Genomic DNA, 14824 nt, shown 5'->3' on the forward strand with positions numbered 1-14824 from the left:
AAAGGAGAAAATTCATGACTAATGACAAGACTAAGAGCCAAGGCAAGATCCCCAAATATCTTCTGCTCCCCAATGGAACGAGGATTCCTAAGCTAGGACAAGGTACTTGGTATATGGGGGAAAAAGCTCACCTTTGGCAGCAAGAAAAAGAAGCTTTACGCCTTGGGATAGACTTAGGGATGACCTTGATTGATACCGCCGAAATGTATGGGGAAGGATTAGCAGAAGAATTGGTGGGGGAGGCCATTCAGGGTTACCCGCGGGAAAAACTCTTTTTAGTATCGAAAGTTTATCCCCACAATGCCGGGCGAAGAAATATCTTTACCAGCTGTGAGAACTCCCTTAAACGTCTGGGAGTAGACTATCTTGACCTGTACCTACTGCATTGGCGTGGCAATATTCCCATTGCTGAGACTGTAGAGTGTATGAACCAATTAGTATCTCAAGGGAAAATTCGCAGTTGGGGTGTATCTAACTTCGATACTGATGATATGGAAGAACTTTGGTATACTCCGGGAGGGAATCAATGTTCACTAAATCAAGTCCTCTACCACTTGAATTCCAGAGGGACAGAATATGACCTGCAGCCTTGGCTTAGAGACCATCAGATCCCGATGATGGCTTATTGTCCAATGGCACATAACCAAAGTACCCGGAATAAGATTATGCAGAATATCCAAGTGCGGGAAATCGCTCGGAAGTATGATATAACCCCAGAACAATTACTTCTTTACTTTGTCTTAAAACAAAAATATGTCATTGCGATACCTAAAGCAGCTAACCCCAAACATGTTAGAGATAATGCTCAAGTAATGGATCTGATTATTAGCGAAGATGATTTTCATAAGCTTGACCATGCCTTTCCGGCTCCAACGAGAAAAACTTATCTGGATATTTTGTAAAGGAAAGAGTATCAATTCGCGCTATAAACTGCCGGCTAAGATGACCTAGCCGGCAGTTTGCATATTCGTCCTATTACATCGGAAAGGTTTCAAGTGCCGATAGTTAAGCCTGTGGCGGGTCGAAAAGGTCATTGGTTGTTGTATCAATGACCTTAACATCCCGCACACCTGTAAGAGCACCGTTGGAAGTGAAAAAAATATCACTGTTAATAATCATATCTGTAACGGCTAGGACCTCAGCTTGGGTTAGATCTTCCCGTGGATTTGGAATTGTAATCGTGAATGCGCCACCACCAACGGTGGTAAAACTTAATCGTGCTATTTTACTTGTGGTAATGGCCATTAAGTCGCCTTCTTTCCATTGAATCATTTTCCAGGTTATTCATCGCTTAAATGGAGGTTTTTCCTTAGATTTACATCAATTGCCGGATGCAGCGACAGACTGAATAAAGCCTGTGCCACATCATAAAGGGTTTATTCGCAGAAAACTGCCGATCGATTTATGCTTATTTTTGATGCCTATGGAAGCAATTTGCCTGCTTTACCCGAAGGAGGTGCACATGCTCGGGAATTGCCGAATTTGACTTCTTCCCAGGCTCTGATTCTTTTGGGGCTCCCGAAGCAAGACCGGGCTCAGTTCATCATCGAAATGGATGTGGAAGGGATGAGCACCCGTGAGTTGAAAAAGGCGGTTGATCAATGGAGGCAAGTTCAACTGAAAAATGAACAGGTCAGTGAGGAACGGGATCAAGCCCGGCAGGATAATGTAAATCTCAGGCGGGATCTGGATAAGGAAAAGGGTAAAAACGCTGGGCTGACCAGGGAAAGCGACACACTGAATGCAGAGGTGGATAATTTAAAGAAGGCCAACCAGAAACTCGAACAAGATATAGAGAATAAGCAGGCTGCCTATGACAAGCTCAAAGAAAGAATAGGGTACAAGAACATTGAAAGAATGAGTACCAGTCTTACTGAAGCCCATAACAAGGCGGAAGCCAATAAAATCGCTTTTTTGTACGACAGTTTGGACAGAACTTTTAAGGAATTAGCCTATGAGATGACTAGGTTTGCGGCGAAGAATCCGGAGGTGCATAACCTGTACAAAGAAAAAGTGAGAGATTTCCTGCTCAAGGCTATGAAGGAAAACCTATGATTATTCCTTAAAGAAGGAGCTGCTGCTTAGCTAATACCTTGTGAGGCAGTAATCCTTTAGTTATTACTACGGTACCGATGTCAACACTACCTATAAGCTCAGATTTGACCAAAGCCTTGATCAAATGTATCAGCATCCAGAATCCATGAAGAGCGTATTAAGCGTATTAAAGTAAGATGTTCGATTCTTTAAGCAAAAGACTTGAAGACGAGGATATGGCAGATCAGATAGCACTAATTCGATTTTAAACGATAACATTTTTGGGTTTAAAAAGCATTTTTTATAAATATTGGTTCTTGCCAAGCAACCTTTTGCATAAGACTATTCTACACTCATTAAAAAGTGAGAAACGAGATGAAAAAGGGGGAATCTTACTTGGAAACTCAATTAACTGTGTCACCTATCACGGGGAGTCAAGAACCATCTATGCCGAATCCACATACAAAAGCCAATAAGTTACGAGAGCTCCCCCATTTGCGGGGGCGCAACACAAAACATTTCCTCAACAGTGATGGAAGCTTAACCGCGGAAGTATCTATTCACTCCAGACATTTCAAAAACGCCCAAGGGAACTGGAATGAAATTTCTAATCGTCTTGTCAACTCGGATGAGAGCGGTTTTGGGCTCCGCAATGAAGCGAATCAATTTGAAGCTCATTTCGCGAGAAATTCTCGAGTTCCCTATTTATTCAAGATTAAGGTTGAGAGAAATCGTTCTTTTTCCTGGGGGTTAGAGAATTCGAATAATGTATCTGCTCTTTATGATGAAGAATCCGTCGCCTACTCGGAGATTCTTCAAGGTGTAGACCTAAGATACACTTCATTTTCAGATGGCATAAAAGAAGAGATAACGCTAAAGGATATTAGTGCGCCCCATACATTCCGCTTCACTTTTCAATCTGCCGGACTTATTCCTGTAATACAGCCTGATGGGTCAGTTCAATTAAACGATGAAAAATCGGGACAGACGGAGCTTATTCTGTCTAAACCCTTTATGATGGATAGTCTAGGTCAAATGAGCGAGGCCATATCCCTGACCTTAGAGCCTACCAATAACCCCAACCGCTATATCCTCGAACTAAATGCAGAAGAGGCTTGGTTAAAAGATCCCCACCGTGTTTATCCTGTAACTATTGACCCTACCGTAACCACAGTCAACTGGTATACTCCAGTTACAGGTAGTGGTGCAGATACCTATATTGCATCAAATAATACTTTAAAATACTATGCCAACTTATTCATGACCACGGGCAGGGATGTTAACCTTGGACTTACTCGGGCTTTTGTTAAATTTCCCCTCCCGACCTTGCCTAAAGGTGCAATTGTCACAAATGGTATTTTCACCCTGACTAAATACACTAAAACCAGTACACCGAGTGAAGACCTCATCGTTGCACGTGTCACAAGCGATTGGGATCAAAAAACCATCGAGTGGGGTAGCCAGCCGAGTTTTGATCAAAATGAAGAAACAAGAGTCGTGGTGAAAGGAATTCCGGGAGATTATCTTGGCAGTATTAATTTTAACGTCTGGTCTATCGTCAAAGGCTGGATCAACGGAGGACTTCCCAATTACGGCTTTATGATAGCCCATAATCAGGAAAGCAATCCCCTATTTTTCTATCGCTCAAGTGAAGCCGCCAGCGGCAATCCCTTTTTGTCCATTACTTATATGAAGGATTCCTTGGGATTAAATCCTTACTGGAGTTATGCCAATACGCCCATAGGCTCAGTCAATACCATGAATGGAAACTTTATCAGCTCTGTTCTCGATTTCTCCTTACCCGGCCGTGGCGTTCCCATTAATATTACGCGCACCTATAATAGCCGTGGCAATCTGGATGGATTGTTCGGCAAGAAATGGTTTTCCAATCTTGATATGCAGCTGCGCGTTTATAGCTGGGGAGTAGTCCTTGTCGATTCCACAGGAACCGAGCGCTCCTTCATGCTCAAAAGTGACGGCGCGACCTATGCGGCACCGGATAATTACCCTATGCAGCTCTATCGGATTGCAGGGGATTATTATATTCAAGAAGCATACACAGAGACAAGTACCTTCCAAGCTAAGCTTCCCTATGTCCGTTTCAGCGGGTCCAGAGTGGATACAGAAAACGGAGTTCAAGTTCCTGTTAAAGAAGTTGTAGAATTAGATGATGGCAAAGGCAACAAGACCATTGTTACTTGGTCAGACGCAAATGTTGTCCTTAAGGATCCATCCGGACGCACGGTTACCCTCAACCGTAATCCCGACAAAACCGTAAGTCAAATTACGACTTCAGTGGAGGCAGGTAAAATTAAGGCTTCTTATTCCTATATCAATGGCTATTTAAATAACGTAACCTATGATCGAAGCCCGGCCCCCAATACCACCATCTATTACGAATGGCAAAACGGACTGCTCTACTCTTTAACAGATAAGAAAGGAATCCCTTCCTATATTCTATCTAACAGCTCAAACCAAGTGATTAGTGTTGGCACGCTAAATCTTATAGCCAACCCTAGCTTTGAAGCCTCTAACGGAACCAATCTCGACTCTTGGACTTTGACAGTGGATAATGATGCAGGGAATATCCAGCAATTTCGCCCGACTTCCCCTCTATACGGTGCCCATGGTTTGAAAATTACAAGTCTGCTTAAGGCCGGGGCTGTAGGCTGGAGTTACCTCTATGCAAGTCAGCGGGTACCGGTTACACCAGGAAAAACCTATACCCTTTCCGCTCAAATCAGCACCAGCAATCTTGCCGGCAGGGCCTTTATCCAGATTGAGCAGCTTAACAGTACCGGTGGACATATCAGTTATCATGATACCCGCCTAAATGCATCTACCGGAACCAGTTCATGGAAAATGCACCGGCTTGAAGTTACTGCCGCTCCAAGTGCGGCTGCCTTTATCGTCTATATGGAGATTGATCACGACAGCAGTCGCTTCGGTGGCGAAGCCTACTTTGATGGTGCGCAACTGGAAGTAGGGTCTGTTGCTAATCCCATTTTCCAAGGCCATACAGACTTCCGCTATGGTACAGAATCCGGTTATCCCACCACTTGGGTCACCAGTCCCACAGGGGAATTATTCAAGTATCAAACCAACAATTATGGTAACCCTATCACAATTGTCGAGGACCCTCGGGATGGGAACCCTGTTGCCCGCACGGAATTTACTTGGGATGCTCAAGACCGTCTACGTACTCTGACCACTCCCAATCTGGTGGGTAAGACTTATTCCGATGGAATAACGCCCAAAAGATATGAATGGACTTATGATGCGGTCGGGAATCCTCTCTCGGCCAAGGAACTGGTGGAAGGCCGTCCCACAACGAAGATGACCTATTACTATAATCGTCTGGCCGAGCTTACCCAAGCCAATAACGAAAAAGTACGCAACATTTGGGATCCTGTCAACCTGAATCTCGCAACCACAATCGATCAAACCCTGAATTCAAAAGCTTTTGGTTATGATACAGTGGGAAATGTGATTCTCGAATCAAACTTATTAGGTGTTGCCGATAACCGCATCCTTAATGGAGATTTTTCTCGGGTTAATGCAAACGGCCAACCCGATGATTGGTTTGCCTATATCCCTAGCGGAGCAACAAACCGCGTCATCGCTGATGCCGATGGTCCTTTTGGCAAGAGTAATATTCTCAAGATCAGCCCGAATGGCAATCCCTATGCCTACCAGTGGACAGATTACATCACTTTAGGCGGGGTGGATCAATTCTCCATTAGTGGCTATATGCGCACCGACCAACCCGGCACCACCGGCGGAGCCGGTCTTAATATCTACTGGTTCGATGTTAATAAGAATCAAATCAGTATATCCAGATTATTCAATGTCCGCAGTCAAACCTGGCAGCGTTATGTGGACACCTTGTTAGCACCGGCCGGAGCTGTTTATGCACGGATCGCCGCGATTACCTATGGTGCCTACGATGGCTATTTTGACATGATCCAGTTTGAAAAAAGCGAAATGGCCCGAGGGTATAATCTCATTGAAAACTCATCCTTTGAGCGAGGGATATTGAGTTGGACCGTTTCCGATAGCGGAGCTAAAGTTGTCAGTGGGACAGAGTCCTCACCTTATTCCGGAAATTATTGCGCCCAAATTAATAGGGCGAGTATGGGTACATCTTGGTTAGAAACGGAATTTTCCATCCCTGTCACCCTTAACCCCGATGGAAATCTCCAGGATTACACCTTGACCGGCTTCATCAAAACTGCCAATGTGGTTAGCTCTCAATCTAATGGTGGAGCTTGGCTGCACATCTTCTGCTACGATGCCGCAGGGAAATATGTTAATGATTTTGCTTCTAAGGCTCTTATTGGCGATCGGGGCTGGACGAAAGTTGTTCGTTATATCCAGCCACCGGTCAATACCAAAACCATGAAAGTACGGGTTGAGCTTTGGAACGCTACAGGTACTGCTCACTTTGATAATATTCGTCTCAGTGTTGGAAAGCTGACCATCGGCAATGGTTACGATGACCCCAATCGAAATTATCTTACCGGTGTTACCGATCAATTAGGTAATACCGCGTCCAAGATTCCGGATGCCTATGGTCAAACAAAAACCCTAACCTCTCCCGGTGGCGAAGTAACAAATTATGTGTATAACGGTCAGGAACAGCTTACAAAGGTAACCGATAATGCGGGAAATGCCACGGATTATACCCTGGATTCCAATGGGAATGTAACGTCAGTGGTCACAGCCTCCGCTTACAACAAGACCACCTTCCAATACGATGTAAATGATAATCTCCTTCAGGAAGAAAATGAACTCGGGAATGTGACCCGCTTCGGATATGATGAAGGGGGAAGAATTAATCGGCGGAATAACCCCAATGGCACCAGTGTCAGCACGGATTACGATGCCTATGGCAACTTAAGGCAAGTGCAGCTCTCTGGTGGTCCGGTCTATGAATTCGGTTATGATCTGGAAGGACAAAGAACCGGTGCCCTCATGCGCAATGAATCCGGTCAAATCGTCAGCCAGTGGACCCATCGCTATGATGAAGTAGGTAATCTCATCAATACCGTTGAAAAAAATGGAACAGGACAGTTGATCGCTGAGGTGACCTCTCCCACCGGGAAGAAAATGTATTCTGACCTCAATCAGCTCTTGGGCTTTGATCTAAAGTATGGAGCGAACACCTACACCTATAGCTTTTCTTATACCAAGTCCAATCTTATTAAGGAGATTGTGGCGACAGGTAAGACTTTCTCCCTGGTTTATGATGAGAGTAATAATCTTACAGCTGTGGTGAATCCGGATTCGACAGTGGATGTTAATACTTATAATGAAGCCCATCAGGTTGTTCAAACCCAGACTATCGATAGTCAAAACCAGCCCAAATGGTTGAGCCGGTATCAGTATGATCAGGATGGCCGCTTAGTCAAGATCACCGGTCAGGGCATGGGAAGCCCTTCTGCAGACTATGTCTACAATAACGCAACCGAGAAGCTTAATCGCTTAACTCGAGCCATCATTCGCGACGGTGCCAACACCTATACCTTCAATTATAGTTATGATCCCGCCGGGAACCTCCTCACCATGGACACACCTCAGGGGAACCACACCTTCTCCTATGATCACTGGAATGGCACAAAAAATGACAACCGCATCTATGCTATCAACGGTTCTTCGGCAGCCACAGGCCATGACGCCAATGGGAATCTTACCAAACTCGTACTCAACGGGATAACCACCTATTATGTTTACGATTCGGCGAACCGTCTGATCCAAGTCAAGGATAATGCCGGGAATGTCACAGTAAGCTACACCTATGATGGGGATGGAAAGCGTCTTACCAAAACCGCCAATGGAGAAACTATTACCTACCATTACTTCGGCGGGCAGCTTCTCTATGAGACCTCGAATCTTGACCCGGCCAACACAGTACGGGCCCGCTACTTCTGGGGTCAAGCTGGCAAGATGCTGGGCGTCCTCTATTACAAACGAACCCTTGGCTACTCTAATTATTATTATTTCCACTACAACGCCTTAGGAGATGTCATCGCCGTCACGGATTCCTGGGGAAATGTCCAAAGAGAGTATGTTTATGACCCCTATGGGAACATAATAAAGGTAAGGGATGGCAGCGGCAATCCCGTCGATATCTTGACGGATGTGGATTTTAATCATGCGTATACGTATCGGGGATATCGGTATGACAGAGAGACGGGATTATATTATCTCAATGCGCGGTATTACCATCCGGGCATTGGGAGGTTCTTGACCAAGGATACTTGGAAAGGGGTTGCTACTGATCCACGAAGTCTGAATCGGTATATGTATACTGCTGGAGATCCGGTCAATCTTGTTGATCCAAGCGGGAATATACCTCTTCAAATAGGACCGTTTGGGTATAAGTCAATACAAATGTTGCTTTCTAACCCCCAATATCGGGAAAATGTACGAAGTAGTGTTGGAGGCGGGAATAAAACAAGTATTGTTGGCCAAAGCAGAAAGAGTGATGAAGTAAGCCGACAGGTCAATAATGCAAATAAACTACTGTTAAATACGGTTGGTTCTATAGGGGATATAAAAATTGAGAAATTATCTAAAGGAATTCCAAAAGCAATTTTGAACCGGGTAGGTCCGCTCGCAGTCTTGGGAACAGGCTATGACCTATTAACGGATTTTGCTAGTTATGAAGGTTATGATAGATATCAAGCTGCGGGGCTAACCTTACTTGGATTTGGTTTAACAATAGGATTAACGGCAATATTCCTCCCAGTTGGGGCTACTGCTGTAGCATCATTTGCTGTCGGAACAGCATTTGGCGTATCAATAGGATTTGGAATTGACTGGATAAAAGAGACTACATTAAAATCAACTAACTAAAGCTTGATAGGAGTAGAAAATGAGTCTAAGTTTCTTGCCAAACGAATTGTTTATAGTAATTGTAATTTTTGCATCAGCAGGTGTACTCAACTTAGCTTGGAAATATAAAAAGAAGATTTCGATATTATCTTTTTGGGGTTATCATTTGCTGGCACTAAATGCTCTTTTGATAATATTGCTTAGAATTTTTGAAAATCAATTCTATTTAAAATTAGTTAAAGTTTCAATTCTGCTAATATTAATTGTAAGTTCCTGTTTACTAATATATGGGAAGTTTTTAAGCGTAAAGGAAGATACCTTACAATTGAAATCTTTTAAAAGAACTATCCTGTTACTGATTATATTTCTAATTATAATGATTGCCTACTTTATAATAATACAACAACTAAATATAAGAGGAATTCTCTAAAGAATATTAGGGTGAATATTGCAGTTACAGAATTTTCTTTATAATGATCACTGAGCCATTAAAGAACAAGAAGTAGAATAATTAAAAATAGGCTTAGGAGGACCATCGGACATGAACAGAATGTTTATATGCGATGGCCTTTTTTTATTTGTAGATAGTTAAAACCAGCTGAAATAGTTAAGGAATCAAACCTTTACCCAACAAACGCCATAAAGGGCCGATTATTATTTCCACTACAACGCCTTGGGAGATGTCATCGCCGTCACGGATTCCCGGGGAATGTTCAAAGAGAGTATGTTTATGACCCCTATGGGAACTGTAATACTCTTTTCTTGTTTTGGCTCTCTGAATTTACCACTTATTCACCCCGACCTAGAACTTCGCGATTAACGTGTGGCTCCTCAGGGGCGTAGAGCTTGGCATACATAAAATAATATTTCCGGCCTAAAGCAGGAATTATCGTTTGTGTACAGAAAATTTAGACAGTAACAGGCCTTTTCAAATTCCATAAAAATTATGGAAAAACGGACAGAGAGGTGAGTCGGAATGAAAGGCTTTATTTCAAGTGGGCTTTCTTTGCTGGAGAGTCAAAAATTGATCCTTTCGTCCTTTTTTCTTCAGGAAGGAACTTTGCTCAATGAAGCCCTTTCCCTTATTTTAAGGGAAGGATATACTTGCATAGCTGTAGTGAATGAAGAAGGACAGTTACTGGGAGTTATCCATACTACCGACATTCTTGATGCCCTTGCTAAGGGAGTTTTTGACCCTTCTGCTTCTGTAAAAGCACTGATGAGGCCAACGGAGTGGTTACTCCTTGAAGAAGATGGCCTTCTCACAAATTTGGCTCATGTAATTGACCAAGGATGGCCTACTGCCTACATAATCAGTCAAAATGGACAATTTCGGGGAGAATTAAAACTTCATGATAACTTGAATATTATTTTTGACATATATAAAGATATTGACTTTTTTATTAACCAAATTATTCAAGCTGTTCATAACGCTATTGTTGCTATTGATGCCGGTGGACGAATTATTTTTTATAATCCGTCAGCGGAGAAGACTTTGAGTTTTCACGCTGAGGATGTTCTTGGCAAACCTATCAGAGATTTTTTTCCTGAGTCATTAACCTATAAAGCAATGTCAACCGGTCAAGAGCTTCGTGGCATCAATATGCGTCACGGCGAGCTTAATACCAGTGCTGACTTTTTGCCGATTGTCCTTGGTCAGAAAGTCCTTGGGGCGGTAGCTATTTTTAAAGATATTACTGAGTTAGAAGCGGTAACCCACAAGCTTAGTTCCAATGAAAAGCTAATGGCTACTCTAGAAGCCGTGGTAGAAAATTCTTACGAAGGAATAGTCGTAATCGATGATCAGGAAAAGATTATTTTAATGAATCAATTCTTTTTAGATGTAATGGACCTAAAAGCACAAGATGTAATCGGGAGGGAGATTAAGGAAATAAGTCCTGATTCTAATCTTCCCCAGACACTCAAAACAGGCAAAGCACAGTTTGGAGAAACCTGGCATCTACAAGGGCGAGAATTTGTGGTGATGCGGGTGCCGATTGAACGAGAGGGTAAAGTTGTAGGGGCCTTAGCGAAGACTCTCTTCAAGAACATGGAAATTGCTAAAATGTTTGCCAAGAAAGTCATGCGCCTTGAAGAGAATCTAGCTTATTACAAAGAGGAATTCGGCAAGATTCACTCTTCCCGATTTGCCTTTGATGATATAATCGGTGAAAGCCAAATTATGAAAAAGGCTATATCTTTAGCTAAGCGCGCATCACAAACTACTTCTACGGTTCTTATTCTAGGTGAAAGCGGCACAGGGAAAGAAGTATTTTCCCATGCCATTCATAAATCAAGCAATCGTGGCAATGGGTCCTATATTAAAGTGAATTGTGCCGCCCTGCCGGAAGAACTTCTCGAATCTGAACTTTTTGGTTATGATGAGGGGGCATTCACCGGGGCTAGAAAAGGTGGTAAACCGGGGAAATTTGAGCTTGCCGTTAAGGGTACCATTTTTCTGGACGAGATCGGTGATATGTCTTTAGGAATGCAGGCCAAACTCCTACGGGTACTGCAAGAGCGGGAAGTAGAACGCCTGGGTGGGACTGAACCGATCAAAGTTGATGTGCGGATAATTACGGCAACTAATCGCGATTTACATAAAATGGTGATGGAACACCAATTTCGTCTTGACCTGTATTATCGGCTAAATGTACTTACCATCGAACTTCCGCCCCTAAGAGAACGGAAGGAGGACATCGGTTTAATCGCCGAAGGTCTCATCGAAAAAATCAATAAGCGACTGGGATCTGACATTCAGGGGTTGGCCCCCGAGAGCTTGAGTTATTTATGTTCTTATGATTGGCCGGGAAATATACGTGAGCTGGAAAACATCTTGGAAAGAGCAATTGTAATTTGTGACGATGTTTGGATTCTGCCCAAACATCTCTCCTTGCCGGGAATTATTGATCCCACCGGTTATAAAGAACAAACCTTGGAACACGCCATGCAAGAAGCGGAACGGGAGATCATTATAAAAACACTGGAAAGTGTTCAAGGCAACAAAGTGCAAGCGGCACGGGTTCTGGGAATTCATCGTTCTGTACTCTATAAAAAGCTTGCCAAATATAATATTCAGTAAGCACCGGCCATACAGTGTCTCTCTTTTGAGACACTGTATTTATTTTGAGACATGTCTCTTTTATGAGACGAATTGGTTAAACGATTGATTCCATAGGGGATTGCGCGTTTATTTGCGAAATATATGTCTGCAATTTGAGACACTTAGGCTTAATAATCACAAGAACATACTGCTACAATATTGAAAATATTTAGAAAATTTTGCGATAAACTAAGGCTTTAGTTACTTGCTCCTAAGTACCTAAGGCTTATTGGCATGCTTTTTGCATTATAGACAGAATAATTGGGATATTCAATATAATAGTCTCCGCTTTAAAGTCTAATTTACGTACATAGCAAGGAGGAAAACCTCATTGAACTTTTCCTTGACCGAAGACCAAAAAATGATGAAGAAAATGGTTCATGATTTTGTGGAAGAAGAAGTGATTCCCCTGGCGGCAACCACCGATGAAACCCAAATCTTTCCGCTTTCCTTGATAAAAAAGATGGGAGAGCTGGGGTTGATGGGAATTCCGGTTCCGGAGGAGTATGGAGGGGCGGGATCAGACTTTATTTCCTATACCTTGGCCATTGAGGAAATCGCTCGCGGCTGTGCCTCTACTGCGATTATTATGGCAGTACATACAACTATCGGTACCTTCCCCATTCTTTATTTTGGAACGGAAGAACAGAAACAGAGGTATTTACCCAAGTTGGCCAGGGGAGAGATCCTTGGAGCTTTTGCCCTTACGGAAGCTAATTCCGGTTCCGATGCCTCAAGCTTGGTGACCACGGCCAAACGTTGTGGAGATCATTATGTTATCAATGGCAGCAAACGCTTTATTACCAATTCAGGCTATGCCGGAGTATATACGGTTATGGCGTCGACAGATCGTTCGAAGGGTTCACGGGGTATTACGGCTTTTCTTGTGGATGCCGACACCCCTGGCTTTATCGTAGGGAAAAGAGAAAAGAAGATGGGTCTTAACGGGGCATCGTCTTGTGAACTGATTTTTGAGGACATGGTTGTACCGGTGGAAAATAGACTGGGCGAAGAAGGACAAGGATTCAAAATTGCTATGGCTCTTCTGGATGAAGGGAGAATCGGGATCGGAGCTCAAGCCGTGGGGATTGCGCAAGCAGCCTTCGATGCCGCCCTGGATTATGCCCAAGAGAGAGTGCAGTTTAAGCAAGAGATTATGAATTTCCAAGGAATTCAGTTTATGCTTGCGGATATGTCCACCCAATTGGAAGCGGCAAGACTATTGGTTTATCGGGCCGCCTCTAACCGGGTTAAGGGGCTGTCCTATAGCAAAGAGGCCTCGATGGCTAAATTATTCGCCAGTGAAATGGCAGTGAAGGTTACCAATGATGCCATGCAGATCTTTGGCGGCTATGGTTATACCAAGGAATATAACGTTGAACGGTATCTAAGGGATGCCAAAATCACTCAGATCTATGAAGGCACCAATCAAATTCAGCGGATCGTGATTGCTAAACATTTAAGAAATAAAACTTAGAGAATTAGGGGGAAAAGTAGATGGAGACAATTATGGTTATCGGGTCCGGTCAAATGGGCTCGGGAATTGCTCAAGTAGCCGCTCAAGCGGGTTACAAGGTCATTTTGAATGATATTAAAGACGAATTCGTGGTCCGGGGATTAAACAACATTGAAAAGAACTTGAGCCGTAATGTCGAGAAGGGAAAATTAACTCCGGAGGAAAAAGCCGATATTTTGGGGCGGTTCCAAAGCAGCTCATCCCTTGAAGATGCTAATCAGGCCGATTTAGTGATCGAGGCGGCCGTAGAAAACATGGTTATTAAAGCGGGGATCTTTAAAAAGTTGGATGAGGTTTGTCCGGAACATACCATTTTGGCTTCCAACACTTCTTCCTTACCGATTACGGAGATTGGAGCCTGTACCAAGCGGCCCGACAAAGTGATTGGTATGCATTTTATGAATCCGGTTCCGGTTATGAAACTAGTGGAGATCATTCGCGGATTAGCTACCAGTGATGAAGTCTATACCCTGATTGAGAGTTTAAGCATCGCTATGGGTAAAACCCCGGTGGAAGTCAACGATGCCCCAGGATTTGTTGCCAACCGTATTCTGATCCCGATGATCAATGAAGCTATTTGGACCTTGAACGAAGGGATTGCCAAGCCTGAAGCCATTGACAATGTGATGAAGCTGGGAGCAAATCACCCTATGGGTCCCTTGGCTCTGGCAGACCTCATTGGCTTGGATACAGTACTGGCCATTTGTGAGGTGCTCCATGAAGGCCTTGGTGATAAATATCGCCCTTGTCCTTTGTTAAGAAAATATGTTAAAGCAGGCTGGTTAGGGCGTAAAGCAGGGAGAGGTTTCTATACCTATTGAGGTTAGAGATATAAAAAAGAGGGGAGTCGAAAAGTATGATTTTTGAATTGAGCGAAGACCATGTAATGATGAGGAAAATGGTCCGGGATTTTGCCGAGAAGGAGTGTGCCCCCGGCGCTGAAGAACGGGATGAAAAAGAAGAATTTCCCCGCGAGATATGGGACAAGTTGGCGGAGCTCGGTCTAGCGGGTATCACTTTCCCGGAAAAATACGGCGGTGTGGAGTCGGATTATCTATCCTACGCTATCGCAGTTGAAGAACTTTCCCGGGTCGATGCTTCCGTAGGAGTTACGGTTTCTGCCCATTCCAGTCTTTGTGCTAATCCTATCTATATTTTCGGTACTGAGGAGCAAAAATGCGAATACCTAGTTCCGATGGCATCGGGTCAAACACTGGGGGCTTTTGGATTAACAGAGCCAAATGCTGGTTCAGATGCAGGAGGAACGCAAACAAGAGCAGTGCTAGATGGAGATGAATATGTCATTAATGGTGAGAAATGTTGGATTACGAATG

The 14824-nt window shown here is 43.6% G+C and carries 8 protein-coding genes and 1 pseudogene; 8 read left to right on the top strand and 1 reads right to left on the bottom strand.

Annotated elements, in window-relative coordinates; genetic code table 11:
• Nucleotides 1-14 precede the first annotated feature (14 nt).
• Nucleotides 15-902 (top strand): aldo/keto reductase, encoded by an 888-nt coding sequence (locus tag AC1U9U_RS11095; protein WP_479960635.1) that lies wholly within the window; start codon nucleotides 15-17, stop codon nucleotides 900-902.
• Nucleotides 903-1005: 103 nt separating this feature from the next.
• On the opposite strand, the gene AC1U9U_RS11100 is transcribed toward AC1U9U_RS11095, so the two are convergent.
• A complete protein-coding gene (locus AC1U9U_RS11100; protein ID WP_479960636.1) occupies nucleotides 1006-1245 on the bottom strand; it encodes a DUF2922 domain-containing protein in 240 nt (79 codons plus the stop codon).
• A gap of 144 nt (nucleotides 1246-1389) precedes the next feature.
• Between AC1U9U_RS11100 and AC1U9U_RS11105 the strand changes: the two are divergent.
• From AC1U9U_RS11105 to AC1U9U_RS11135, 7 genes and pseudogenes are all read left to right on the top strand, one after another.
• A pseudogene (locus AC1U9U_RS11105) lies at nucleotides 1390-2055 on the top strand (DUF3102 domain-containing protein); the annotation flags it as partial.
• A 375-nt stretch (nucleotides 2056-2430) separates the two neighbouring features.
• Nucleotides 2431-8892: a DNRLRE domain-containing protein gene (locus AC1U9U_RS11110; RefSeq protein ID WP_479960629.1), complete on the top strand. Its 6462-nt coding sequence runs from the start codon at nucleotides 2431-2433 to the stop codon at nucleotides 8890-8892.
• Nucleotides 8893-8926: 34 nt separating this feature from the next.
• Nucleotides 8927-9301, top strand: a complete 375-nt coding sequence (locus tag AC1U9U_RS11115) for a hypothetical protein (RefSeq protein WP_479960630.1) — start codon at nucleotides 8927-8929, stop codon at nucleotides 9299-9301.
• Nucleotides 9302-9847: 546 nt separating this feature from the next.
• Nucleotides 9848-11953 carry a sigma 54-interacting transcriptional regulator gene (locus AC1U9U_RS11120; RefSeq protein WP_479960631.1) on the top strand — a complete coding sequence of 702 codons (2106 nt, stop codon included), beginning with the start codon at nucleotides 9848-9850 and terminating at the stop codon, nucleotides 11951-11953.
• A 352-nt stretch (nucleotides 11954-12305) separates the two neighbouring features.
• On the top strand, nucleotides 12306-13451 hold the full coding sequence (locus tag AC1U9U_RS11125; RefSeq protein WP_479960632.1) for an acyl-CoA dehydrogenase: 1146 nt from the start codon (nucleotides 12306-12308) through the stop codon (nucleotides 13449-13451).
• A gap of 20 nt (nucleotides 13452-13471) precedes the next feature.
• Nucleotides 13472-14311 (top strand): 3-hydroxybutyryl-CoA dehydrogenase, encoded by an 840-nt coding sequence (locus tag AC1U9U_RS11130; RefSeq protein ID WP_479960633.1) that lies wholly within the window; start codon nucleotides 13472-13474, stop codon nucleotides 14309-14311.
• 35 nt (nucleotides 14312-14346) lie between these two features.
• Nucleotides 14347-14824: acyl-CoA dehydrogenase family protein (locus tag AC1U9U_RS11135; protein WP_479960634.1), on the top strand; the 478-nt coding region annotated here is incomplete at its 3' end.

It is taken from the genome of Desulfitobacterium sp. (genome assembly GCF_982384815.1).

Coding starts and splice junctions, on each gene's coding strand:
- AC1U9U_RS11095 (WP_479960635.1), top strand. CDS start 15: ATGACTAATGACAAGACTAAGAGCCAAGGCAAGATCCCCAAATATCTT.
- AC1U9U_RS11100 (WP_479960636.1), bottom strand. CDS start 1,245: ATGGCCATTACCACAAGTAAAATAGCACGATTAAGTTTTACCACCGTT.
- AC1U9U_RS11120 (WP_479960631.1), top strand. CDS start 9,848: ATGAAAGGCTTTATTTCAAGTGGGCTTTCTTTGCTGGAGAGTCAAAAA.
- AC1U9U_RS11130 (WP_479960633.1), top strand. CDS start 13,472: ATGGAGACAATTATGGTTATCGGGTCCGGTCAAATGGGCTCGGGAATT.